The following is a 21,875-nucleotide window of genomic DNA, read 5'->3' on the forward strand; positions in this document are numbered from 1 at the left end:
CGCGCGCGCGGCCGGGGGCCGCGCGCGAAACGCATCGGTAACGTGGGAGCGGAATCAGGCCGTGAACGGCGGCGCGCGCGATTTCTGCGGCAGCCTCGCCAGCGCGCTGGAGAAGTGGACCTCGACGCTCGGCCGCGGCACGACGGGCGTGACGGCGGGCAGGAGCCAGGCCAGGACGAACAGCTCGGGAAGCGTGGCGCCGCCGAGCATCGCGCAGCCGGTGACGCAGCAATGCGGCAAGGCGCCGCTGTGCTGCTCGGCATCTTGCGCGGGACGCTGGATGTCTAGCGCGACGACGCGAGGACCGCTCGCCGTGCAGATGATGGTGAGGGCGCCCGCCTTGCCGGACGCGAGGCCGGATGCGGCCAGGGCCGAAGATGCGATCAACGCCTGGAAGACGAACAGAAGCGCCGCGGCTAGCGCGACGCATCGTCTGTTGGCGAGGACTCGTGTGTACATTCGCATCCCTTGATCGGTGCAGATGGTAGCACGCGAAGACGGAGCAAATGCCGCCTGCGGCACGCGGCCACCAGCGGTTTCGCGCCGGGACATGATCTCCGACAATATCCGGCGCCAGGCGTCGGGAAGGCCGGGATTCCCGTCCCGGCCCGTTCACCATCAAGGCGTGACGATGTTGAACCAGAACTCGAAGTTGTCCAGAGCGGCGAACATGTCCGTGATCTTCTGCTGATCGCCGGTGACCTTCACCTCGCCCTTGTCGATGGCGTCCTTGAGCGTCATTTCCTTGAGCATCATGCGGTTGAGCGTCTCGCGGCTGAGCGTCATGCCGGCCGTCGGCTCCTTGGACTGCTTGCCCTCGGTGTGGTTGAGCACGCTGTTCACCATTTCCAGCATGTACTGCTGCTTGGTGTCGGTGAAGTCCAGGTTGAGCACGACGTGCTTGCCGGCGGCCTTCTCGCGGTTCAGGCGCACGGCGAAATAGTCGAACAGCATGTCGAGCGTCATCGCGCGCACCGTGTCCGGGCTGGCGGTGTCCGGCACGGGCAGCTTCTGCACGCCTTCGCGCAGTTCCTTGGCGCCGGTCAGGTAGAAGTTGCGCCACGGCCCGCTTTCTGCCTGGTACCCCATCTGCTCCAGCGCGTCGGCCTGCAGGTTCTTGGCTTCCTGGTTGTCGGGGTCGGCGAAGACCGCGTAGTTCACCACTTCCGCGACCCAGCGATAGTCGCCCTTCTGGTAGTACTCGCGCGCCTTCTTCAGGATGGCGTCGACGCCGCCCATCATGTCCACGTAGCGCTTGGAAGCTTCCTGGATGGGCAGCGTGTGCAACGTGGCCGGATTGCCATTGAACCAGCCCAGATAGAGCACGTAGGTGGCGCGCACGTCATGGTTCACCGAACCGTAATAGCCGCGGTTCGAGAACTTGGTGGCGATGGTCTCGGGCAGCTTGACCTGCTCGGCGATCTCTTCCTTGTTGTAGCCCATGTTGGCCAGCCGCAAGGTCTCGTCGTTGATGTAGCGGTACATGTCGCGCTGCATGCCCAGCTGCTCCTGGACCGCCTTCTGGCCCCACACCGGCCAATGGTGCATGGCGTACATCACTTCCACATCGTCGCCCCACAGGGCCAGGGCCTCGTTCAGGTATTTCGACCAGGCCAGCGGATCGCGGATCTTGGCGCCGCGCAGCGAATAGGTGTTGTGCAGCGTGTGGGTGGAGTCCTCGGCGGTGTTGAGCGCCTTCTTTTCCTTGATGTAGTAGAGCATCTCGGCGGGCGCCTCGCTGCCCGGCGCATACAGGAACTCGTACGTGAGCCCGTCGATGGTGCGCTTTTCGCCGGTCTTCTCGATGATGTCCGTGGGCGGGATCAGCGTGACCGTTCCGGCGGACGTGGTGGTGCCCAGCCCGGCGCCCACCTGGCCGGTGGGGCTGGGCGGCAGCAGGTTGCCGTACATGTAGCTGGCGCGGCGGCTCATGGCGGTGCCGGCCATCACGTTCTCGGCCACGGCGTGTTCGAGAAAGCCCAGCGGCGCATAGATCTTGACCTTGCCCGCCTTGACGTCCGCTTCGTCCACCACGCCGCGCACGCCGCCGTAGTGGTCCACGTGGCTGTGCGTGTAGATCACGGCCACCACGGGCTTCTTCGGGCGGTGCTGGTAGTAGAGGTCGAGCGCGGCCTTGGCCGTTTCGGTGGAGATGAGGGGATCCATGATCGTCAGGCCTTCCTTGCCCTCGACGATCGTCATGTTGGAGAGGTCGTAGTTGCGCACCTGGTAGATGCCGTCGGTGACCTGGAAGAGACCCGAAATGTTCAGCAACTGGGACTGGCGCCAGAGGCTGGGATTGACGGTGTCCGGCGCCGCGGCGCCTTCCTTGATGAAATCGTATTTGCCGGGGTCCCAGACCAGGTTGCCCTGGGCGCCCTTGATCATGCCCGCGGGCAGCGGCGCGATGAAGCCCTTGTGCGCCAGCTCGAACGACGTCTTGTCGGAAAACGGCAGTTCCTTCAGCAGCGCCGCGTTGGCGTTCTTGGTCGCGACCTCGGCGGGCTTGGGTTGCTCGGCCGACCAGGCGCCGCCCGCCAGGGACAGCGCCAGCGCGCTCAGAGCCCATCGCGCCAGCCGGTGCTTTGGCGCCCTGGCGCGGCGGTCGGGGAATTCGGAAGGGGCGTTCATACTGCGAGGGGGCTTCATCATGACGTGTCTCCAAACATGGGGTATGGATGGGTCACGTCGGAACGCGGCCCGGTCAGGCAATGAGGTCACGCGTATGCGGGAAAACGCTGGCGTTCGGCCATGGAGCCGGGAACGCGCGCGCGGGGCTGACGGTCTGGGCTGGAGGAACAGGAGGGGGGATGGGGGGGAAGGACGGTGGCGCGGCCGGTGCGGCCGTGGGTGTGCGCGGCGTCAGCCGCGGTGCAAGCAGGAAACCCAGGCCATCGTTGCATCCAACCACCCTCCCGGTATTTTGACAATACGTACGAGTGAAACGCGGTAACGGCTTGACGGTCGCGTGTGCGCCAAGATGCATAAATCGTACACATAATTTCGATGGAATCAAGCATGAGTGCCGCAAATGCAACTGCGGCCCGGCGCCCTTCCCCGGGCCGCGCCCGAGGCAGCGCGCGGGATTCTTGAGCCCTTTCCGGCATCCGTGTAATCTGCCCGAGCCGGCTCCCCCTTGCCGTCCGGGCGCCAGACCGGCGTAGCGCGTTGTCAATGCATACACTCGGAGATTTGCATGCGGCATTCCGTCAGCGGGGCGAAGCGGCGCGTGCTCAGCCTGCTTGGCGTGCTGTCCTGCTGCTGCGGCGCGGCGCAGGCGCAGCAAGGCCTGCGGCTCACCCAGGACGACCTGCAAAAGCGCGCCAACGGCGTGCTCGCCCTGATGTCGTTCTCCATCGTGCCCGACATCACGACCAGCTCGCTCAACATCGGCAGCGGCGGCGGATCGACCAGCGGATCGACCGAATTCTTCATGACGCAACTGGGCGGCGGGGACACGATCTCCGACTCCGTCCCCATCTACCTGGAAGGCGTGCTGGCCGCGAGCCGCTATGACCCGACCTTCGTCGCCACGCAAGGCGCGGAGTCCCGCCGCATCCCCACGAAATGGAACAGCCTGTCGGCCACGGGCGGGATAGGCTGGGACTTCAAACTGACCGACGAACTCAAGCTGCGCCCTATCTTCAACTTCGCGCTGGGCAACGTCACCAGCGACCTGCGCGCAGCCAGCTGGTACGTCGGACGGCAGACCGACACCGACATCGATTTCCTCGACAAGGGCTCGCTCAACGCCTACGGCCTGGGCGGCTCGCTGATGCTGGACTACGAGCACTACCGGCCGGGCTACGAAGTGGACGTGGAACTGCGCTATTCCGACATGCGCCTGCGGAGCTTCGACAGCTCCGCCGCCGTGCGCGGCCAGGCCACCGCGCAGTCGGCGAACCTGTGGGCGCGCTATCGCGCGCCCACGGGCGCGATCCTGCTGCAGCGGCCGCTGCGCTACGTGCTGGAACTCACGCACTCCGAGTTCCTCGGCGACCAGCGCGGCATCCTGGGCTTCGACCGGCTGACCTCCGTGGGCCTCGGCCTGGAGCTGGACTCCAGCGCGTACGACATGATCATCACGCGCACCCGGCTGGTGGGCCGCTACGTCTTCGGCACCAACGTATCCGGGTTTTCGGTCGGCCTGGCCGTGAGCTTCTAGCGGTTCAGGCCGCCGGGGCGAACTGCGGCCGCGATTGGAATGGGATTACCGTCGCCGGCACGCGGCATGCCAGGGGCACGCAGACCGGCCGCAGGGCGGGCTGTTCGAGGAACAGCCCGGGCAAGGGAAACTACCCTGCGCGATTGCCGAACAGGCCCGACAGCGAAGCCAGCAGGTCGGCCGGGTTGAATTGCTGCTCGCCCTGGACTTCGCCGTTGGGCGTGGCCTTGTCCACCAGCTGCGGCAGCAGCGCGGACAGCGAACCCAGCACGGAATCCGTGTCCTGGCCGGTCTTGGCGGCCAGTTCATTGACTACGCCGGGATCCAGCACGGAACCGAGCTGGTCGGCGCTGACGGGCATGTTCTGGCCGGTGCCCACCCACGACGCCACGATCTCGCTCAGGCCGCCCTTCTGGAAGCTTGCGATCAGGCCGGCCAGGCCGCCCGGGTACTTGTTCAATTGCTCGATCAGCGCGGGCAGCAGCGACGCCGAGCCCCCTTGCTGACCGCCGCCGGCCATCGAGGCCAAGGAATCCAATAGGCTCATCATCGTGCTCCTCAAAAAATCGGAGAACCAGTATAGGCCCCTGTCCGAGGCCATGCGCGTCATCCCATGGCCCGGTTGCAGATCTTTGCAAAGCTTGTATTTGCGGGCCGGATCAGTCCGCCGGCTTGCCCGCCTGCAGCGCCCGCAGCGACTTCAGGCCCGCGCGGCCGTCCGGGGGCAGGCCGAGTTCGCGCTGCGCCGATTGCAGGGCCGTCCGCGTGCGGGCGCCGATCATGCCATCGGGTTCCCCCAGGTCATAGCCCCTGGCAATCAGCAGCCGCTGCAGCTCGCGCCGCTGCGCCCGCGACAGGCCGGGATCGTCGGTCGGCCAGGCTTGCGCCAGCGGGCCGCCGCCGCGCAGCCGATCCGACAGATGGGCGATGGCGAGCGCATAGCTTTCCGCCGCGTTGTAGGAATACAAGGCGTCGAAATTGCGCGTGACCAGGAAGGCGGGGCCGTTCTTGCCCGCCGGCAGCAACAGCCCGGCCGGGACATCGCCCGCGGGCAGCGGCCGGCCGTCGACCCGCGCGACGCCCTGTTTCGCCCAATACGACATCGGGCGCTTGTTCTTGCGGCCGGCCCCGGCGGTGTCCAGTCCGGCGGGCAGACGCACTTCGTATCCCCAATCGAGCGCGCTGTTCCAGCCCGCGCGCTTGAGGAAGTGGGCGGTGGACGCCAGCGCGTCCGGCACGCTGTCGACCAGGTCGCGGCGGCCGTCGCCGTCGAAATCCACGGCCAGCCGAAGGTAGGTCGAGGGCATGAACTGGGTCTGGCCGAACGCGCCCGCCCAGGAACCCACCAGGCGATCGGGCGCGAGGTGTTCGTCCTGGATGATCTTCAGCGTGGCGTAGAACTCGCCGCGGAAATAGGCCTGGCGCCGGCCGAAGCACGACAGGGTCGACAGCGACGTCAGCAGAGGCCGCCCGCCCAGGGTGCGGCCATAATTGCTTTCCACGCCCCACACCGCGGCGATCGTGGCCGGGTCCACCCCGTAGCGGGATGCCGCCCGCGCCAGCTCGGCCTGCCAGCGCGCCATGCCCGCCTGGCCGTCGGCCACGCGCTCGTCGTCGACCAGCCCGGCCATGTAGTCCCAGATCGGCATCTTGAATTCCGGCTGCGCGTCCAGCAGCCCGATCACGGCCATGTCCGGCGCCAGGCCCGCGGTATGGGTGTCGAACGTGGCGCCCGACACGCCCGCCTTCAGCGCGGGGCCGCGCAACTGCGCGAGGCAGGCCGCGAACGGGTCCGCGGCCTGGGCCGCAAACGCCAGCACGGCCAGCGCGGCGCCGGACAATGCGCGGGCCAGGGCCCGGGTGGCCCGGGGCCGTCCAGTGTTTCGATGCATGCTCAGGACTCCGTGGAAGGGGGTGGGACGACGTCGCCTTCCAGGCGCCGCGTCCAGTCTTCGGCCTCGCCGGAGCGGGCCCGTTTTTCGAAGAGCGCGCGCCAGTTCGGCGACAGCTCGGGCAGTTCCGACAAGGCCCGCAGCACGGCCGGCTCCAGCACGCGCCGGTTCAGGATGTCCTGCACCCGGGCCAGCGGCCATTGCGCCTGCGGCCGTTCCTGCAGGCAAAGCGCGTCGCCCGCCCGCAGCCAGCCTTCTTCCAGCACGCGGTAGTACCAGCCCGTCTTGCCGCTGGCCTGCACGCGCGCGGCCATGCCGCGCGTGTCGAAGCGGTGGTCCAGCTTCCAGCAGGGCTGACGCGCCTGCGACACCTGCAGCAGCGCCGTGCCGGCGCGGTAGATGTCGCCCACGCAGACCTCGCTTTCGGTCAGGCCCCGCGTGGACAGGTTTTCGCCGAAGGCGCCCGGCGCGCGCAGGACGGCGCGCGGTCCCAGTTCGGCGAGCCAGGACGGGTAGTGCTCGCGCGCGTAATGGTGCAGGGCTTTTTCGGGGCCGCCGTGATGGCGGCGGTCGGCCTGTTCGTCGCCGCGCAGGCCCTCCCGCCCCAGCCACAGGCGCTCCTCGACCGGATGCTTGTCGATGCCGCTGTCGCGGCCGGAATCGCCCAAGGGGCGCACGGCGCCGGTCAGCAGCGCGTCTATCGGAATGCCGGCGGCCATGTCTCAGCCCGCCTGCAGCGCGGCAAGTTCGGCCTCGTCGAAGCCGGCGGCCCGGCGGGCCTCCAGGTTGAACGGGCCGCGCAGGCGCGGCGCGCCATGGCGCCGCGCCAGTTCCGCATAGCAGGCGATCGGATCCCTGCCTTCCTGCTCGCACAGGCGCTTGTACCAGAAGTTGCCGATGGCCACGTGGCCGATCTCGTCGGCCAGGATGATGTCGACGATGGCGGCGCTTTCCCGGTCGCCCGCCCCCGCGAGCTTGTCGCGGATCTGGGGCGAGGCGTCCAGCCCGCGCGCCTCCAGCGTGCGGGGCACCAGGGCCAGCCGCGCCAGCAGATTGGCTTCCGTGCGTTGCGCCATGTCCCACAGGCCGTTGTGGGCCGGGAAGTCGCCGTAGGCGTAGCCCAGGGCTTCCAGGCGCCGCCTGAGCAGATCGAAGTGATGCGCCTCTTCGCGCGCGACGCGCAGCCAGTCGCGGTAGAAGGCCTCGGGCATGCCAGCGAAGCGCCACATGATGTCCAGCGCCAGGTTGACCGCGTTGAACTCGATATGGGCCAGCGCGTGCAACAGCGCCGCCCGCCCTTCCAGCGTGGCCATGGAACGCTGCCTGACCAGGGAAGGCGCCACCAGTTCCGGCAGCGGCGGACGGCCCGGCAGCGCGGGCGGCGGCGCGAAGACCTGCGCGCAGTCCAGCACGGCCGCGTCGGTGATGGCCCGCACGCCCGCCAGCTTGTCCTGCCACGCCGTGGCGGCCAGCGCCCGCAATGCCAGTCCGCGCAGGCTGTCCTGCCCTTCCCCGCCCGCGGGCGGGACCGTCTTGATATCCATGCTCGATCCAGTGCCGGGCTAGCGACCCGACAAAACCCCGCGGCTTCAGCGCCGCTTCATCATGAAGACTTTATCATTCGCGGATGGACTCCCTGCGCCTGACCATCGAAACCGACCTGTCCCGCATCGACGCCCTGCAATGGGACGCGCTCGCGGGCGACCAGCCCTTCCTGCGCCATGCCTTCCTGCGCGCGCTGCACGAGACCGGCTGCGCCACGCCGGAAACCGGATGGGCGCCGCACTATCTCGCGCTCTGGCGCGATGAGGAACTGGCCGCCGCCGCGCCGCTCTACCTGAAGTCGCACTCGCGCGGCGAATACGTCTTCGATTACGCCTGGGCCGACGCCTTCCAGCGCCACGGGCTGCGCTACTACCCCAAGCTGCTGTCGGCCGTTCCGTTCACCCCCGTCACCGGGCCGCGGCTGCTGGCGCGCAACGACGAAGACCGCGACATCCTGGTGCGCGGCCTGGTGGCCTTCGCCGAAGAGATCCAGGTCTCGTCGCTGCACCTGCTGTTTCCCGCGGACGCCGATATGCGCGCGCTGCGCGAGGCCGGCTTCATGATCCGGGAGAGCGTGCAGTTCCACTGGACCAACCCGGGCTACGCGGACTTCGACGGCTTTCTCGCCGCGATGAGCCACGACAAGCGCAAGAAGATCCGGCAGGACCGCAAAAAAGTGGCCGCCGCCGGGCTGAGCTACCGCTGGCTGCGCGGCGAGGAGATCGGCGCCGAGGAACTCGGGTTCTTCTATGAATGCTATTGCCGCACCTATTTCAGCCACGGCAATCCGCCCTACCTGACCCGCGATTTCTTCGAGCGCGCCCATCGCGACCAGCCCGAGGCATTCGTGCTGATCCTGGCGCAACGCGGCAGCCAGCCGGTGGCGGCCGCGCTCAATCTGGCGGGCGGCGACGCGCTTTACGGACGTTACTGGGGCGCGACGGAATACGTGCCGGGCCTGCATTTCGAGACCTGCTACATGCAGGCCATCGCCTACTGCATCGCGAACGGGATCGCGCGCTTCGAGGGCGGCGCGCAGGGCGAGCACAAGATGGCGCGCGGCCTCCTGCCCACGCCCACGTGGTCGGCGCACTGGGTGGCCCATCCCGGATTCGCCGATGCGATCCGCGTGTTCCTCGACGAGGAAACGGCGGCGGTGGCGGACTACCTGGGCGAACTGGAAACGCACACGCCGTTCAAGCGGCCCGCGCAAGGCTAGGCCGCGCCGCGGCCGCCTACAGGAAGCGGTCGAGCAGCTTGCGGCTGTGCTTGTCGAGCGACTGGATGTCGCGCACCAGGTAGAAGATGCCGTGGCTGTCGGCGATCAGCAGCGTCTGCGCGCTCAACCGGCGGATGTCTTCCTCGCCGCGCAGCGTGAACGAGGTGGGGCCGCGGTCGGTGTCGACCTTCCAGACGCTGGGCGTGGCGAAGGTGGACACGCTGGCCAGCTTGCGGATCTCGGGCATGAATTCCCGGCTTTCCAGCTCTTCCTCGATCAGCGCGCGCTGCAGCGCCGGCACGTCGGACAGGTGTTCGATCCAGACCAGTTCGCGCCCGTCGCCGGTCACCAGCGACAGGCCGCGGCCCGCCTCGCTGATCGGGAAGGCGCGCACGGGGATGACCCCTTCGTGGATGTCGCCGTCGGCGGACTGGAATTCCAGGCGCCCGAAAGCGTTGCGGCGCAGCTGAAAGGTCGGCAAGGTCATGACGATAATTCCGGTTCCGCGTCAGGCCACGGCGGCCATGTCTTCGCTGCCCGACGCTTGCGCGTCGGCCTCGGCCTGGCGCGCCTGCGCCTGGTAGAGCCGATAGTAGGCGCCCTCGCGGGCCATGAGTTCTTCGTGCGGCCCCTGCTCGACGATCTGCCCGCGGTCCAGCACCACCAGGCGGTCCGCCTTGCGCAGCGTGCTCAGGCGGTGGGCGATGGCGATCGTGGTGCGGCCGCGCACCAGGTTGTCCAGCGCCTTCTGGATTTCCTTTTCGGTGGTGGTGTCGACGGACGAGGTCGCCTCGTCCAGGATCAGGATGCGCGGATCGATCAGCAGCGCGCGCGCGATCGAGATGCGCTGCCGTTCGCCGCCCGACAGGGCCTGGCCGCGTTCGCCGACCAGGGAATCGTAGCCGTGCGGCAACCGCAGGATGAATTCATGCGCGTGCGCGGCGCGCGCGGCCGCCACGATTTCATCGCGCGTGGCATCCGGCTTGCCGTAGGCGATGTTCTCGGCGATGGTGCCGAAGAACAGGAAGGGTTCCTGCAGCACCAGCCCGATGTTGCGCCGGTAATCGGCCACGCGCACCGAGCGGATGTCGGCGCCGTCCACCAGCACCGCCCCTTCCGACACATCGTAGAAGCGGCAGATCAGGTTGATCAGGGTGCTCTTGCCCGAGCCGCTGTGGCCCACCAGCCCGATCATTTCGCCGGGCGCGATGTTGAGGTTCAGGCCGCGGATGACCTGGCGGTTGCCGTAGCGAAAGCCCACGTCGCGCAATTCGATGCGGCCGTTGATGTGCGGCAGCCTGGCCGGATTCTGCGGCTCCGGCACGCTGGACACGTGATCGAGGATGTCGAAGATGCGCTTGGCGCCGGCCGCGGCCTTTTGCGTGACCGACACGATGCGGCTCATCGAATCCAGGCGCATGTAGAAGCGCCCGATATACGCGAGGAAGGCGGCCAGCACGCCGACGGTGATCTGCTTCTGCGACACCTGCCAAATGCCGAAGATCCACACCACCAGCAGCCCTACCTCGGTCAGCAGCGTGACCGTGGGCGAGAACAGCGACCAGGTGGTATTGACGCGGTCGTTCACTTCCAGGTTGCGGTTGTTGGCCTCGCGGAAACGCGCGACTTCCCGCTTTTCCTGCGCGAAGGCCTTGACCACGCGTATGCCCGGAATGGTGTCGGCCAGCACGTTGGTGATTTCGGACCAGATGCGGTCGACCTTCTCGAAGCCGTGGCGCAGGCGGTCGCGCACGGCATGGATCATCCAGACGATGAAGGGCAGCGGCACCAGCGTGACCAGCGCCAGCCAGGGGTTGATGGACACCAGGATGACCGCCGTCATGGCGATCATCAGGATGTCGGTGGCGAAGTCCAGCAGGTGCAGCGACAGGAACACGCAGATGCGGTCCGTTTCGCTGCCGATGCGCGAGATCAGGTCGCCGGTGCGCTTGCCGCCGAAATACTCCAGCGACAGCTGCTGCAGGTGTTCGTACGTGGTGGTGCGCAGGTCCGCGCCGATGCGCTCGCTGACCCAGGCCAGGATGTAGGTCCGGGCCCAGCCCAGCCCCCAGGCCAGGAAGGCCGACGCCAGCAGGCCGCCCAGGTAGAGGCGGACCTTGTCGTAGTCGATGGGCGCGCCGTTCTGGAACGGGATCAGCACGTCGTCCATCAGCGGCATGGTCAGGTAGGGCGGCACCAGGGTGGCCGCCGTGCCCAGCAGGGTCAGCAGGAAGCCGGCCAGCAGCGGCCCCCGGTAGGGCCGGGCGAAGCGCCAGAGCCGCAGCAGCGCCCAGGTCGAGGACGGCGCCGCCTGCTCCTGGTTGCAGACCGGGCACTCTTCGGCGCCCGCGGGAATGACGTTATTACAGATCGTGCAGTGGCGTTCGGCCGGCGCTTCGGCCTCCTGGCCGGAAAGCCGGATGGCCTGCTGGGCCTCGAACTGGGCCAGCAGCCGCAGCGCGGCCGGGTTGCGAGCCAGCGTGAAACGCCAGATGCCCAGGCGGGCGGCGTCGTCGTGCAGGTCGAGCTGCGCGGCGCCGGCGTGGTCGGTCAGGGTGAGCTTTAATTGGGGGCCGTATGTCCAGGATTCCCAGCCGGCGTCGTCGGAACGGCGGGCCAGCAAGCGGCGATCGGTGGCGGCCACCAGGCCGGGATGGAACTTCAGGCGCTGATCCAGGTCTATTTCGACCCAGGCCAACAGGTTTTCGCCATCCGCCAATTCGGCGCGGATTTCATCCCGCCAGCGGGCAGGAAAGGCTTCGGCTAGGCCGGAAAGCAGGTGTGGTTTTTTCATTGGTACGCATACCGGGCCAGGACTCTGCCCTACGAGGCAACCGGTTCGCCACCGGGAGGGGCGGGAAACGTGTCCCTTCCTTACAACACAACGAGTTCACGCCCTGAAGGCGTCGTATAGTATCAGCCGATTTTTCTAATTAGGAATATCTGGGATCCCCCACTCGTTGGCATTATTCTAAAGTCGCAACCCCAATAAATTCGCGGTCTTGCATAGGGGCGTCCGCGCGTGCCAACCTGCTTCTTCAGCAAATTAAAACATGAAAAAGAAAGACATTGAATTTCTCGATGTCGTGGCTTTGCGCGGCCCGAACATTTGGACGTATCGCCCGGTCCTTGAAGCATGGGTGGATATCGGCGAGCTGGAGGACTACCCCTCCAACACCATTCCCGGCTTCTACGAGCGCCTGACCGCATGGCTGCCCACGCTGATCGAGCACCGCTGCAGCCCGGGTGTGCGCGGCGGTTTTCTCGCCCGCGTGAAGGAAGGCACCTGGCCCGGCCACATCCTTGAACACGTCACGCTGGAACTGCAGAACCTCGCGGGGCTGCGCGGCGGTTTCGGCAAGGCCCGCGAAACCTCCACCCGCGGCGTCTACAAGGTCGTCGTGCGCGCCTGGCAGGAGCAGGTCACGCGCGCCGCGCTGAACGAAGCCCGCGACCTGGTCATGGCCGCCATCGAAGACCGCCCCTTCGACGTGCCCGCCACCATCTCCAAGCTGCGCAGCCTGATCGACAGGCATTGCCTGGGCCCCAGCACCGCCTGCATCGTGGACGCGGCCGACGATCGCGACATCCCCTACATCCGCCTGTTCGAGGGCAACCTCGTGCAGTTCGGCTACGGCTCGGCCCAGCGCCGCATCTGGACCGCCGAGACCGACCGCACCAGCGCCATCGCCGAGGGCATTTCGCGCGACAAGGACCTCACCAAGGAGCTCCTGTCCACCTGCGGCGTGCCGGTGCCGGAAGGCCGCCTGGTCGACAGCGAGGACGACGCCTGGGACGCGGCCGAGGACATCGGCCTGCCCGTGGTCGTGAAGCCCTATGACGGCAACCACGGCCGCGGCGTCTTCACCAACCTGACGACCCGCGAGGAAGTGGTGTCGGCCTACCGCGTGGCGGTGGACGAAGGCAGCGGCGTGATCGTCGAGCGCTTCGTGCTGGGCAACGAGCACCGCCTGCTGGTCGTGGGCGACCGCATGGTGGCCGCCGCCGCCGGCGAGCCGGCCTGGGTGACGGGCGACGGCAAGTCCACCATCACCGAGCTGATCGACAGCCAGATCAACACCGACCCGCGCCGCGGCCGCACCGAGAATCACCCGCTGAACCCGGTGCGCCTGGATTCGGCCGCCCGGCTGGAAATCGCGCGCCAGGGCCTGACCGAGGACGGCGTGCCGGCCGAAGGCCAGCGCGTGCTGGTGCAGCGCAGCGGCAACGTCGCCTTCGACGTGACCGACCGCGTGCATCCCAGCGTTGCCGCCACCGTGACCCTGGCCGCCCGCATCGTGGGCCTGGACATCGCCGGCGTGGACCTGGTGGCCGAGGACATCTCGCGCCCGCTGGAAGAGCAGCGCGGCGCCATCGTCGAAGTCAACGCCGGCCCCGGCCTGCTGATGCACCTGAAGCCGGCCGACGGCACCCCGCGTCCCGTGGGCCGCGCCATCGTCGACCATCTGTTCCCCGACGGCGACGCCGGCCGCATTCCCATCGTGGGCGTGACCGGCACCAACGGCAAGACCGTGGTGGCGCGCCTGGTGGCCCGCCTGCTGCACCTGTCGGGCAAGCGCACCGGCCTGGCCTGCAGCGAAGGCCTCTACCTGGACCGCCGCCTGGTGCAAAAGGGCGACCGCGCCGATTTCGACTCGGGCACGCGCCTGCTGATGAACCGAAACCTGGACGCCGCCGTCATCGAGAACGACAGCGGCGTGATCCTCGGCCAGGGCCTGGCCTACGATCGCTGCCAGGTGGGCGTGGTCACCAACATCGACGACGCCGACCACCTCGGCGACTTCGACATCAACGAAACGGAGCGCATGTTCAATGTGTTCCGCACCCAGGTCGACGTGGTGCTGCCGACCGGCGCGGCCGTGCTGAACGCGCGCGACCCGCGCGTGGTGGAAATGGCCGAGCTGTGCGACGGCGCCGTGATCTTCTTCGGCATCGACCCCGCCCTGCCCGCCATCGCCGAGCACCTGGGCAAGGAAGGCCGCGCGGTGTTCGTGCGCGACGGCGCCATCGTGCTGGCGCAGGGCGCCCGCGAGGAAAGCCTGGCCGCGGTGGCCGCCATTCCGCTGACCCACGGCGGGCGCGTGGCCTTCCAGGTCGAGAACGTGCTGGCCGCCGTCGGCGCCGCCTGGGCGCTGGACATCCCCGTCGAACTGATCCGCGCCGGCATCGAAACCTTCGACATCGACCAGGCCGACGCGCCCTGGCAGTTCACGCTATTCGAACGCAACGGCAGCACCGTGGTGGTGGACGACGTGCACAACGCCTCGGCGCTGCGCCCGCTGATCGCCGCCATCGACCAATTCCCGTCGACCCTGCGCGCCGCCGTCTATTCGGCCGGCGCCGACCGGCGCGACGAAGACCTGATCGAACAAGGCAGGCTGCTGGGCGACGCCTTCGACCGGGTCGTGCTCTACGACGACCTCACCGTGCGCAGCAAGCGTCCGGCGGGACAGGCTCGCGCGCTGCTGCGCCAGGGCCTGGCGCAGGGTTCGCGCGTGAAGGACATCCAGGACGAGCCCGACCACGGCAAGGCCATCGAAAGCCAGCTCAACGGCATCGCCGCGGGCGACTTCGTCCTGCTGCAGTCGGACGAGGCCTTCTCCGGCCCGACCATCGATCTGGTCCGCCGCTGGATTCAGCAATACTGACAATATCCGCGCGCGCCCTGCCCGAGCGCGGGCGCGCGTGAGCTAGACAGGAATACCTGCCATGGAAGTTTCCCGTATCCGAGCCCTGCGCGGCCCCAATCTGTGGAGCAAGAACACGGCGATCGAGGCCATCGTCTCCTGCGCCGACGCCGAATGCTCCATCGACAATCTGCCCGAATTCGAAGCGCGCCTGCGCGCGCGCCTGCCGCAGACCGGGCTGCTGCGTCCCGAAGGCCACCAGGGCGCCGTGTCCATCGCGCACGTGCTGCAGATCGTCTCCCTGACGATGCAGGCGCACGCCGGCTGCCCCGTCACGTTCGGCCGCACCGCTTCCACCATCGAGCCCGGCGTGTTCCAGGTGGTGGTGGAATACAGCGAGGAAGAAGTCGGCCTGCTGGCGATGGAACTGGCGCAGGTGCTGGTGCGCGCCGCGCTGGACGATACGCCGTTCGACCTGGCCGACGCCCTCAAGCGTCTGCGCGAACTGGACGAGGACGTGCGCCTGGGGCCTAGCACCGGCTCCATCGTGAACGCCGCCGTCGCCCGCAACATCCCCTACCGCCGCCTGACGCAAGGCAGCATGGTGCAGTTCGGCTGGGGCAGCAAGCAGCGCCGCATCCAGGCCGCCGAGACCGACCGGACCAGCGCCATCTCCGAATCCATCGCGCAGGACAAGGACCTGACGAAGATGCTGCTGGACGCCGCCGGCGTGCCGGTGCCGATGGGACGTTCCGTGACCACCGCCGAGGAAGCCTGGGCCGCGGCCGAGGAGCTGGGCGGCCCGGTCGTGGTCAAGCCGCGCGACGGCAGCCAGGGCCGCGGCGTCGCGGTCAACATCGAAACGCGCGAACGCGTGATCCAGGCCTTCGAGGCCGCCGAAGAGATCAGCTCCGAGGTCATCGTGGAGCGCTACATCCCCGGCCACGACTTCCGCCTGCTGGTGGTGGGCGGCGCGCTGGTGGCGGCGTCTCGCCGCGACCCGCCGCAGGTCACGGGCGACGGGCAGCAGACCATCCGCCAGCTGGTGGAACAGGTCAACGCCGACCCGCTGCGCGGCGACGGCCACGCCACCTCGCTGACCAAGATCCGCTTCGACGACATCGCCCTGGCCACCCTCCAGAAGCAGGGCTTCGACGCCGACTCCGTGCCGCCCTCCGGCACCCTGATCTTCCTGCGCAACAACGCCAACCTGAGCACCGGCGGATCGGCCACCGACGTGACCGACGAGGTGCATCCGGAGATGGCCGCGCGCGCGGTGTCCGCCGCCCGCATGATCGGGCTGGACATCTGCGGCGTGGACGTAGTGGCCGAAAGCGTGCTGTATCCGCTTGAAGACCAGCATGGCGGCGTGGTGGAAGTGAACGCCGCGCCCGGCCTGCGCATGCACCTGAACCCTTCTTTCGGCAAGGGCCGCGCGGTGGGCGAGGCCATCGTCGCCAATATGTACGCGGACGGCGACGACGGCCGCATTCCGGTGGTGGCGGTGGCAGGCACCAACGGCAAGACGACCACGGTGCGCCTGACCGCCCACATCCTGGGCGCCGCCGGCAATCGCGTCGGCATGACGAACTCCGATGGCGTCTACGTCGACAACCTGCGCATCGACACGGGCGACTGCAGCGGCCCGCGCAGCGCCCGCAGCGTGCTCATGCATCCCGACGTGGACGCGGCCGTGTTCGAAACCGCGCGCGGCGGCATCCTGCGCGAAGGCCTGGCCTTCGACCGCTGCAACGTGGCCATCGTCACCAACATCGGCATGGGCGATCACCTGGGCCTGGGCTACATCAGCACGGTCGAGGACCTGGCCGTGGTCAAGCGCGTGATCGTGCAGCACGTGCATCCCGGCGGCACCGCCGTCCTGAACGCGGCCGATCCCATCGTGGCCGAGATGGCCGCCAGTTGCCCGGGCTCGATCACCTACTTCGCCGAGGACCGCAACCACCCCGTGATGGCGACGCACCGCGCGCAGGGCCAGCGCGCCGTCTACCGCGACGGCGACGCGATCGTGGCCGCGCAAGGCGCGGAGGAAACCCGCTATCCGCTGGCCGCCATTCCGCTCACGCGCAACGGCACGATCTCGTTCCAGGTCGAGAACGCCATGGCGTCGATCGCCGCGGCCTGGGCCCTGGGCCTGGACGAGGACGTCATTCGCCGCGGCCTGGCCACCTTCGTCAACGACGCGCAGACCGCGCCCGGCCGCTTCAACGTGTTCGACTACCGCGGCGCCACCGTGATCGCGGACTACGGCCACAATCCCGACGCGATCCTCGCCCTGGTCCGCGCCGTGGATGCCATGCCCGCCAAGCGCCGTTCGGTCGTCATCAGCGGCGCGGGCGACCGGCGCGACGAGGACATCCGCATGCAGACGGAGATCCTGGGCGAGGCGTTCGACGACGTGGTGCTCTACCAGGACCAATGCCAGCGCGGACGCGCCGACGGCGAAGTGCTGGCGCTGCTGCAGCAAGGCCTGGCCAATGCCAGCCGCAGCACGCGCATCGACGAGATCCACGGCGAGTTCCTGGCGATCGACACCGCGCTCGCCCGCCTCGCGCCCGGCGACCTGTGCCTGATCCTGGTGGACCAGGTGGAAGAAGCGCTGGCGCACATCGCCGGCCGCATCTCGCAGGCCTGAGCCGCGACGGCGGCTCAATGAAAACGGGGCGCCTCAGGGCGCCCCGTGTGCTTTCTGCTCAGGCTGCGCCGCGCGGCTCAGCTGCTGGCCGACACCACCGGCGCCGCGGCCTGGTACCTGTCCGTCACGTGCGTGCATCCCACCGCCGCCATCGCGGCCAGTGCCAACAAGATCGCGCTGCAAAGTCGTTGCGTCATGCGTGCCCCTCTCCCGTACCTGGTGATCGAACCGCCCTGCGGGTTCCGCCACGACTATACCCGCGGGGCCGGCTCCGGGCCAACCGGCCGGCGCGGGCAGCACGGCCTTTGCGGCCCGCGCAGATCCCGTTACCAGCCCTCCGCAAAAGCGGACAAGACGTTGCTGAAATGTAACTTCACTCCTTAGTGCGCCTGCAACCCTTTCCGCCGGAAATCGCCCATCCAGGCCCCGATGCCCCCGTTACATTTGCCCACAGCAAGGTTTGACAGGGCTCACCGGCGGCTCGTACGTTGAAGACCTGGGCCTGCTCAACAGCAACCGCTAAGCAGGCAGGCCTGGCTGATCAGTGTCCCAGTCAACCGCGGGGCAAGGTTTGTAGGCCGCAAACCCGCCGCCGCACGAAACGGAGAGGTCACCATGAACAACGACGTTATCGCGGGCAAATGGAAGCAACTGGCAGGCAAGGCCAAGGCGGCCTGGGGCGAACTCACCGACGACGAGTTGACCCGCAGCGAAGGCAATGCCGAACGCCTGGCGGGCCTGATCCAGGAGCGCTATGGCAAAACCCGGGAGCAAGCGGAGAAGGAAGTCCGGGACTTCTTCGACCGCAATCCCTGATCCGACCAACCACCAGGAGAAGCTGACATGCTGCACTACGCCGTAGTTTTCTTCGTTATTGCGATCATCGCGGCTGTCCTGGGTTTCGGCGGCATCGCCGCCGGCGCCGCAGGCATCGCCAAGATCCTGTTCTTCGTCTTCCTGGTACTGGCGCTGCTGTCCATTCTGGGCGGCGCATTCCGCAAGAAATAGAACCCGTACCCAAGCATTTCCGAGAGCCGTTGCGTCTTTAACGCGCTGAACCACACCAACAAGGAGCATGACTATGGAACTTCGCAAGCTGACCGCCGCCGCCGCACTGGGCCTGGGCGCTGCCTTTACTTCCATCGCCTTTGCCGCCGATGACGGCAAGCCGAAACAGTCCGTGGGTGAATACGCGTCCGACGCCACCGTGACCACCAAGATCAAGGCCGCCTTCGTGGCGGACAAGCAGCTGAGCGCCCTCGACATCGCGGTGGAGACCAATGCCGGGGTCGCGACGCTGACCGGCACCGTGGGCACTGCCGCCGAGGCCGATCACGCGGCCACCGTGACCCGAGGCGTCGAAGGCGTCAAGCAGGTCATGAACAACATCAAGGTCGATCCCGCCAAGAACAAGCGGTAAGACCGCCGTCGCCGCGGGCCGGTCCCGCGGCAGGAAAAACGCCCGCGCCGATGCGGGCGTTTTTTTGTCTTGTGCCTCCAACACACAAAAGCGCGCCCTCAGACATCCACGACGCCGCGGCCGATCTCCAACGCGCGTCCGCCGACCTGGATCCGGCCATCGGCCAGGACGTCGAGCAGCAAACGGCACGGCCGGCCCATCTGGTCGCCCTGCTCCACCAGGATGCTGACGGGCAAGGCATATCCGCGATGGCGCAGCCATCCGCCCAGGTTGGCGCAGGCCGACCCCGTGCCGGCGTCCTCGTTCACGCCGCCGCCCGCCTTGGCGTAGAAGTACCGCGCCACCACCACCTGGCGGCCGTCCTGCGTCCTGCTCTCGTCGAAGGCAAAGGCGTACAGGACCTTGCGGCCGATGCTGTTGGCCTGCCAGCGGTCCAGCCGGGACGCGTCGGGCGCGACGCGGCGCAAGGCCTCCACGCTGGCCACCGGCATCAGCAGCTGGTCGGCGCCCGTGTCCACCCAGATGGGATCGCCCGACAGGTCGGCCGCGTCCAGGCCCGCGAGGCTGGCGATTTCGGCCCGGGCCAGCGCCGGCGGCGCGGTGCGCACGCCGTCCGGGCAAGGCGCGGTGAACGTCCAGGCATCGCCTTGGGCCGTCACCGGCACCACGCCGGCCGCGAATTCCAGCGTCAGCGCATCGCCGGCCTTGAGCAGGTCGCGCACCACCTGCGAGGTGCCGATGGTGGGATGGCCGGCGAACTTCATCTCAAAGCCCGGCGTGAAAATGCGCACCCGCGCATCCGCGCGTTCCGACGGCAGGATGAACGTGGTTTCGGAAAGATTGAATTGCGCCGCCAGGTTCAGCATGGTGGCGTCGTCCATACCGCGCGCGTCCTCGAAGACGCAGAGCGGGTTGCCGCTGAAGGTGGTGGAGGCGAAAACGTTGAGCAGGCGGAATGCGTAGGAGGCCATGACGGAAAGCAGCGTGAGGGGCGGGCCCTACACTTTATCCCAGCCCCTTACCGCCGGAGCTACCAGACCGCGAAGAACAGCACCCAGGCCAGGCAGAACGGCGCCAGCCCCGCCGCCAGCACCAGCCATGCCAGGCCCTTGCGCAGGGCGCCGGCCTGGCGCGGCTTGAGCAGCCGCGCATACAGGCGCAGCGTCCACAGCACGGCGAGGCTGAGCAAGGTGAAACGCACGGGCGCGGCCCAGGCGGCCTGCACGCCTTCATGCTTGAGCAGGTTCACCGTGGTGGCCGACAGGCCCAGGAACACGCCGATGCCGGCGGACGGGATCAGGGCCTGGGCCAGCTTGTGCAGGCCGGGGCGGCCCCAGCGGCTCGCGGCCTCGCCCGCCACGGGCGCGGCGGGCGCCAGGCGGTCGGCGATCCACAGCGACAGGTAGCTCGCGCCCCCGACGCAGATCGTGGCGCCGACGACGAAGAGCAGGATGCCCGCGCCGTCCAGCCACGAGAAGCTGTCGTTCACTTCCGGGTAGTGGGTCAGGATGAACCAGGGCGCGTTGTCCAGCAGTGGCCACATGATGTCGTGCTCGACCAGCCACGTCGCGGCCCACTGCTTGGCGGTCACGTACCAGGGGCTGGCGCTCCACAGGAAGGCGCCGATCGCGATGCCCATCAGGCCGAAGCACAGCAGCGCCGTCTGCCAGGGGTCGCCCTGGGCGACGTGCACGATTTCCTCTTCCGGCGAGCGCGGCGTCAGCGTGATCGCGCCGCGATAGCCGCTGCAGCGTCCACAGACGTGGCAGTCGCCGGCGCCCTTCATGTGGCGCAGCGGCACCAGCGGCGCACAGTTGATGGGTTCGATTCGGATGACAGGATGGCGCCACTTTTCTTCGTCGACCTTGAAGTGCCAGGGAGCCAGCTTGGCCAGCAGGTTGAAGACGCCGTTGACCGGGCACATGTACTTGCACCACACCCGCTTGCTGCGCCCATAGCGCCAGCCGACGATCATGGCGGCCACCGTGGACCCGCCCAGCACGGCCAGCACGGCCAGCGGGTACTGGTACACGCTGACGAGCTGGCCGTAGATGGTCGTGAGCGCGAACGCCACGAAGGGCCAGCCGCTCCAGCGCAGCCATTTCGGGATCGCCAGCCCCTTGCCGCGCTCGCTGGCCCACTCGGTCAGCATGCCCTCGGGGCACAGCCAGCCGCACCAGGCCCGGCCCAGGATGGGCATGGAGATCAGCACGAACGGCCACCATACCCCCCAGAACGCGAACTGCGCGACGATCGTCAGGTTGTTGAATACCGACGAGGCGTTGTCCGGCAGCGGCAGGACCGCGGGCACGATCAAAAGGAAAGCGTATATCGCGACAATGCCCCACTGCAGCTTGCGCAACAGCGGGGCATGGTCTCGGAGGAAGTCGGCGATACGGGAGGTCGCCCTCCCGAGTGCAGCTGCCATGGTCAAACCTTCAAATATTCGGTCCGGCGTAAATCCGGGTCAGGAAGTGCTGCGGGCCGCGGCCGCCGCCGGAGCGGGCTTGCCGCCCACCCAGCGCAGCAGCGCCCAGACGATTACCCAATAAGCCACCCACAACAGCACCGAGATCAGGGCGGGCAAGGCGCGGTAGCCGGCGAAATCGGCCAGGATCTTGCCGAAGCCGGTGCTGTCGCTCAACAGCCACGAGCTGTCCCAGACGGGATCGACGATGGTGGGCAGGACGTCGAGAGAAATCAGGTGATCCAGCCCGCCCACCAGCAGCGAACCGGCCAGCAGCAGGAGCAGGATTTCGGTCACGCGGAAGAAGCGGCGCCAGGTGATCAGCTTGCCGCCCAGCTGCAGCAGCCAGAACGTCAGCAGCGCCACGGCGAAACCCGCGACGCCGGCCAGTGCCAGCATCAGCATGCTGCTGCCGTCGCCGCCCGCGGACACGGTGCCGTACAGGAACACCACGGTTTCACTGCCTTCGCGGGCCACGGCGATGGCCACCAGCACGAACAGGCCCCACCAGTTGTCGGCCGCGACGGACGCCTTCGCGCCGCTTTCCAGTTCGCCCTTGAGCGTGCGGCCGTGCTTTTTCATCCACACGACCATCTGCACCACCAGCACGCAGGCGGCCAGCGACATGATGGCCTGGAACCATTCCTGGCCCTCGTCGCTGAGCCAGGACGACACGCCCAGCAGCACCAGCGCCAGCGCCACCGCCAGGGCCAGGCCCGCGGCCACGCCGCCCCACAGATAGTTGAGCCCGCGCTTGCCTTCGGGCGTGGCGCGCAGCCAGGTGTACAGAATGCCCACCACCAACATGGCTTCGACGCTTTCACGCCAGACTATGAAAAGAACCTGTTCCATGTATCGGTACCGCG

Annotated in this window: 18 protein-coding genes; 7 read left to right on the forward strand and 11 right to left on the reverse strand. The window is 68.1% G+C overall.

The window, feature by feature from the left end; translation table 11 throughout:
- Positions 1 to 54: 54 nt before the first annotated feature.
- Positions 55 to 459 carry a DUF2946 family protein gene (locus tag ADE01S_RS17590; RefSeq protein ID WP_062683017.1) on the reverse strand — a complete coding sequence of 135 codons (405 nt, stop codon included), beginning with the start codon at positions 457 to 459 and terminating at the stop codon, positions 55 to 57.
- Positions 460 to 618: 159 nt separating this feature from the next.
- A complete protein-coding gene (locus tag ADE01S_RS17595; protein WP_242663386.1) occupies positions 619 to 2,652 on the reverse strand; it encodes an alkyl/aryl-sulfatase in 2,034 nt (677 codons plus the stop codon).
- A 544-nt stretch (positions 2,653 to 3,196) separates the two neighbouring features.
- On the opposite strand from ADE01S_RS17595, the gene ADE01S_RS17600 reads away from it, so the two are divergent.
- Positions 3,197 to 4,165, forward strand: a complete 969-nt coding sequence (locus tag ADE01S_RS17600; RefSeq protein WP_062683018.1) for a hypothetical protein — start codon at positions 3,197 to 3,199, stop codon at positions 4,163 to 4,165.
- A gap of 130 nt (positions 4,166 to 4,295) precedes the next feature.
- Here ADE01S_RS17600 and ADE01S_RS17605 read toward each other — a convergent pair whose 3' ends face one another.
- The 4 genes from ADE01S_RS17605 to ADE01S_RS17620 form a co-directional block, all read right to left on the reverse strand.
- Complete coding sequence (locus tag ADE01S_RS17605) at positions 4,296 to 4,712, reverse strand: YidB family protein (protein ID WP_062683019.1); 417 nt, start codon at positions 4,710 to 4,712, stop codon at positions 4,296 to 4,298.
- Between the two features lie 112 nt (positions 4,713 to 4,824).
- On the reverse strand, positions 4,825 to 6,057 hold the full coding sequence (locus tag ADE01S_RS17610) for a lytic murein transglycosylase (RefSeq protein WP_082775835.1): 1,233 nt from the start codon (positions 6,055 to 6,057) through the stop codon (positions 4,825 to 4,827).
- A gap of 2 nt (positions 6,058 to 6,059) precedes the next feature.
- Positions 6,060 to 6,776 (reverse strand): MOSC domain-containing protein, encoded by a 717-nt coding sequence (locus tag ADE01S_RS17615; protein WP_062683020.1) that lies wholly within the window; start codon positions 6,774 to 6,776, stop codon positions 6,060 to 6,062.
- A 3-nt stretch (positions 6,777 to 6,779) separates the two neighbouring features.
- Positions 6,780 to 7,601, reverse strand: coding sequence for a ferritin-like domain-containing protein (locus ADE01S_RS17620; protein WP_062683021.1), 822 nt, complete (start codon positions 7,599 to 7,601; stop codon positions 6,780 to 6,782).
- 83 nt (positions 7,602 to 7,684) lie between these two features.
- Here ADE01S_RS17620 and ADE01S_RS17625 point away from each other — a divergent pair, with 83 nt between their 5' ends.
- Positions 7,685 to 8,821: a GNAT family N-acetyltransferase gene (locus ADE01S_RS17625; RefSeq protein ID WP_062683022.1), complete on the forward strand. Its 1,137-nt coding sequence runs from the start codon at positions 7,685 to 7,687 to the stop codon at positions 8,819 to 8,821.
- Positions 8,822 to 8,837: 16 nt separating this feature from the next.
- Here ADE01S_RS17625 and ADE01S_RS17630 read toward each other — a convergent pair whose 3' ends face one another.
- Positions 8,838 to 9,308 (reverse strand): cyanophycin metabolism-associated DUF1854 family protein, encoded by a 471-nt coding sequence (locus ADE01S_RS17630; RefSeq protein ID WP_062683023.1) that lies wholly within the window; start codon positions 9,306 to 9,308, stop codon positions 8,838 to 8,840.
- 21 nt (positions 9,309 to 9,329) lie between these two features.
- A complete protein-coding gene (locus ADE01S_RS17635) occupies positions 9,330 to 11,615 on the reverse strand; it encodes a cyanophycin metabolism-associated ABC transporter (protein WP_062683024.1) in 2,286 nt (761 codons plus the stop codon).
- A gap of 259 nt (positions 11,616 to 11,874) precedes the next feature.
- Here ADE01S_RS17635 and cphA (ADE01S_RS17640) point away from each other — a divergent pair, with 259 nt between their 5' ends.
- From cphA (ADE01S_RS17640) to ADE01S_RS17660, 5 genes are all read left to right on the forward strand, one after another.
- Positions 11,875 to 14,490 (forward strand): cyanophycin synthetase, encoded by a 2,616-nt coding sequence (cphA, locus tag ADE01S_RS17640; protein ID WP_062683025.1) that lies wholly within the window; start codon positions 11,875 to 11,877, stop codon positions 14,488 to 14,490.
- Between the two features lie 61 nt (positions 14,491 to 14,551).
- Positions 14,552 to 17,122 carry a cyanophycin synthetase gene (gene cphA / locus ADE01S_RS17645; RefSeq protein ID WP_062683026.1) on the forward strand — a complete coding sequence of 857 codons (2,571 nt, stop codon included), beginning with the start codon at positions 14,552 to 14,554 and terminating at the stop codon, positions 17,120 to 17,122.
- 615 nt (positions 17,123 to 17,737) lie between these two features.
- Complete coding sequence (locus tag ADE01S_RS17655) at positions 17,738 to 17,938, forward strand: CsbD family protein (protein WP_062683028.1); 201 nt, start codon at positions 17,738 to 17,740, stop codon at positions 17,936 to 17,938.
- 27 nt (positions 17,939 to 17,965) lie between these two features.
- On the forward strand, positions 17,966 to 18,130 hold the full coding sequence (locus ADE01S_RS31300; RefSeq protein ID WP_006389411.1) for a DUF1328 domain-containing protein: 165 nt from the start codon (positions 17,966 to 17,968) through the stop codon (positions 18,128 to 18,130).
- Positions 18,131 to 18,203: 73 nt separating this feature from the next.
- Complete coding sequence (locus ADE01S_RS17660) at positions 18,204 to 18,542, forward strand: BON domain-containing protein (RefSeq protein WP_062683029.1); 339 nt, start codon at positions 18,204 to 18,206, stop codon at positions 18,540 to 18,542.
- 98 nt (positions 18,543 to 18,640) lie between these two features.
- Here ADE01S_RS17660 and ADE01S_RS17665 read toward each other — a convergent pair whose 3' ends face one another.
- Genes ADE01S_RS17665 through ADE01S_RS17675 form a run of 3 tightly spaced genes read right to left on the reverse strand, consistent with a single transcriptional unit; the run spans position 18,641 to position 21,861 of the window.
- Positions 18,641 to 19,513: a PhzF family phenazine biosynthesis protein gene (locus ADE01S_RS17665; protein WP_062683030.1), complete on the reverse strand. Its 873-nt coding sequence runs from the start codon at positions 19,511 to 19,513 to the stop codon at positions 18,641 to 18,643.
- Between the two features lie 59 nt (positions 19,514 to 19,572).
- Positions 19,573 to 20,970, reverse strand: a complete 1,398-nt coding sequence (locus ADE01S_RS17670; RefSeq protein ID WP_062683031.1) for a 4Fe-4S binding protein — start codon at positions 20,968 to 20,970, stop codon at positions 19,573 to 19,575.
- Positions 20,971 to 21,009: 39 nt separating this feature from the next.
- The gene (locus tag ADE01S_RS17675) at positions 21,010 to 21,861 is read right to left on the reverse strand and encodes an FTR1 family iron permease (RefSeq protein WP_062683032.1); all 852 of its coding nucleotides are present in this window, start codon (positions 21,859 to 21,861) and stop codon (positions 21,010 to 21,012) included.
- Between the last annotated feature and the right edge of the window lie 14 nt (positions 21,862 to 21,875).

Source organism: Achromobacter denitrificans NBRC 15125, from assembly GCF_001571365.1.
GTDB lineage: Bacteria > Pseudomonadota > Gammaproteobacteria > Burkholderiales > Burkholderiaceae_B > Achromobacter > Achromobacter denitrificans.

Excerpts from the sequence above, each read along its gene's own strand:
- ADE01S_RS17590 (WP_062683017.1), bottom strand. The coding sequence starts at position 459 with ATGTACACACGAGTCCTCGCCAACAGACGATGCGTCGCGCTAGCCGCG.
- ADE01S_RS17595 (WP_242663386.1), bottom strand. The coding sequence starts at position 2,652 with ATGATGAAGCCCCCTCGCAGTATGAACGCCCCTTCCGAATTCCCCGAC.
- ADE01S_RS17600 (WP_062683018.1), top strand. The coding sequence starts at position 3,197 with ATGCGGCATTCCGTCAGCGGGGCGAAGCGGCGCGTGCTCAGCCTGCTT.
- ADE01S_RS17605 (WP_062683019.1), bottom strand. The coding sequence starts at position 4,712 with ATGAGCCTATTGGATTCCTTGGCCTCGATGGCCGGCGGCGGTCAGCAA.
- ADE01S_RS17610 (WP_082775835.1), bottom strand. The coding sequence starts at position 6,057 with ATGCATCGAAACACTGGACGGCCCCGGGCCACCCGGGCCCTGGCCCGC.
- ADE01S_RS17615 (WP_062683020.1), bottom strand. The coding sequence starts at position 6,776 with ATGGCCGCCGGCATTCCGATAGACGCGCTGCTGACCGGCGCCGTGCGC.
- ADE01S_RS17620 (WP_062683021.1), bottom strand. The coding sequence starts at position 7,601 with ATGGATATCAAGACGGTCCCGCCCGCGGGCGGGGAAGGGCAGGACAGC.
- ADE01S_RS17625 (WP_062683022.1), top strand. The coding sequence starts at position 7,685 with ATGGACTCCCTGCGCCTGACCATCGAAACCGACCTGTCCCGCATCGAC.
- ADE01S_RS17630 (WP_062683023.1), bottom strand. The coding sequence starts at position 9,308 with ATGACCTTGCCGACCTTTCAGCTGCGCCGCAACGCTTTCGGGCGCCTG.
- ADE01S_RS17635 (WP_062683024.1), bottom strand. The coding sequence starts at position 11,615 with ATGAAAAAACCACACCTGCTTTCCGGCCTAGCCGAAGCCTTTCCTGCC.
- cphA (WP_062683025.1), top strand. The coding sequence starts at position 11,875 with ATGAAAAAGAAAGACATTGAATTTCTCGATGTCGTGGCTTTGCGCGGC.
- cphA (WP_062683026.1), top strand. The coding sequence starts at position 14,552 with ATGGAAGTTTCCCGTATCCGAGCCCTGCGCGGCCCCAATCTGTGGAGC.
- ADE01S_RS17655 (WP_062683028.1), top strand. The coding sequence starts at position 17,738 with ATGAACAACGACGTTATCGCGGGCAAATGGAAGCAACTGGCAGGCAAG.
- ADE01S_RS31300 (WP_006389411.1), top strand. The coding sequence starts at position 17,966 with ATGCTGCACTACGCCGTAGTTTTCTTCGTTATTGCGATCATCGCGGCT.
- ADE01S_RS17660 (WP_062683029.1), top strand. The coding sequence starts at position 18,204 with ATGGAACTTCGCAAGCTGACCGCCGCCGCCGCACTGGGCCTGGGCGCT.
- ADE01S_RS17665 (WP_062683030.1), bottom strand. The coding sequence starts at position 19,513 with ATGGCCTCCTACGCATTCCGCCTGCTCAACGTTTTCGCCTCCACCACC.
- ADE01S_RS17670 (WP_062683031.1), bottom strand. The coding sequence starts at position 20,970 with ATGGCAGCTGCACTCGGGAGGGCGACCTCCCGTATCGCCGACTTCCTC.
- ADE01S_RS17675 (WP_062683032.1), bottom strand. The coding sequence starts at position 21,861 with ATGGAACAGGTTCTTTTCATAGTCTGGCGTGAAAGCGTCGAAGCCATG.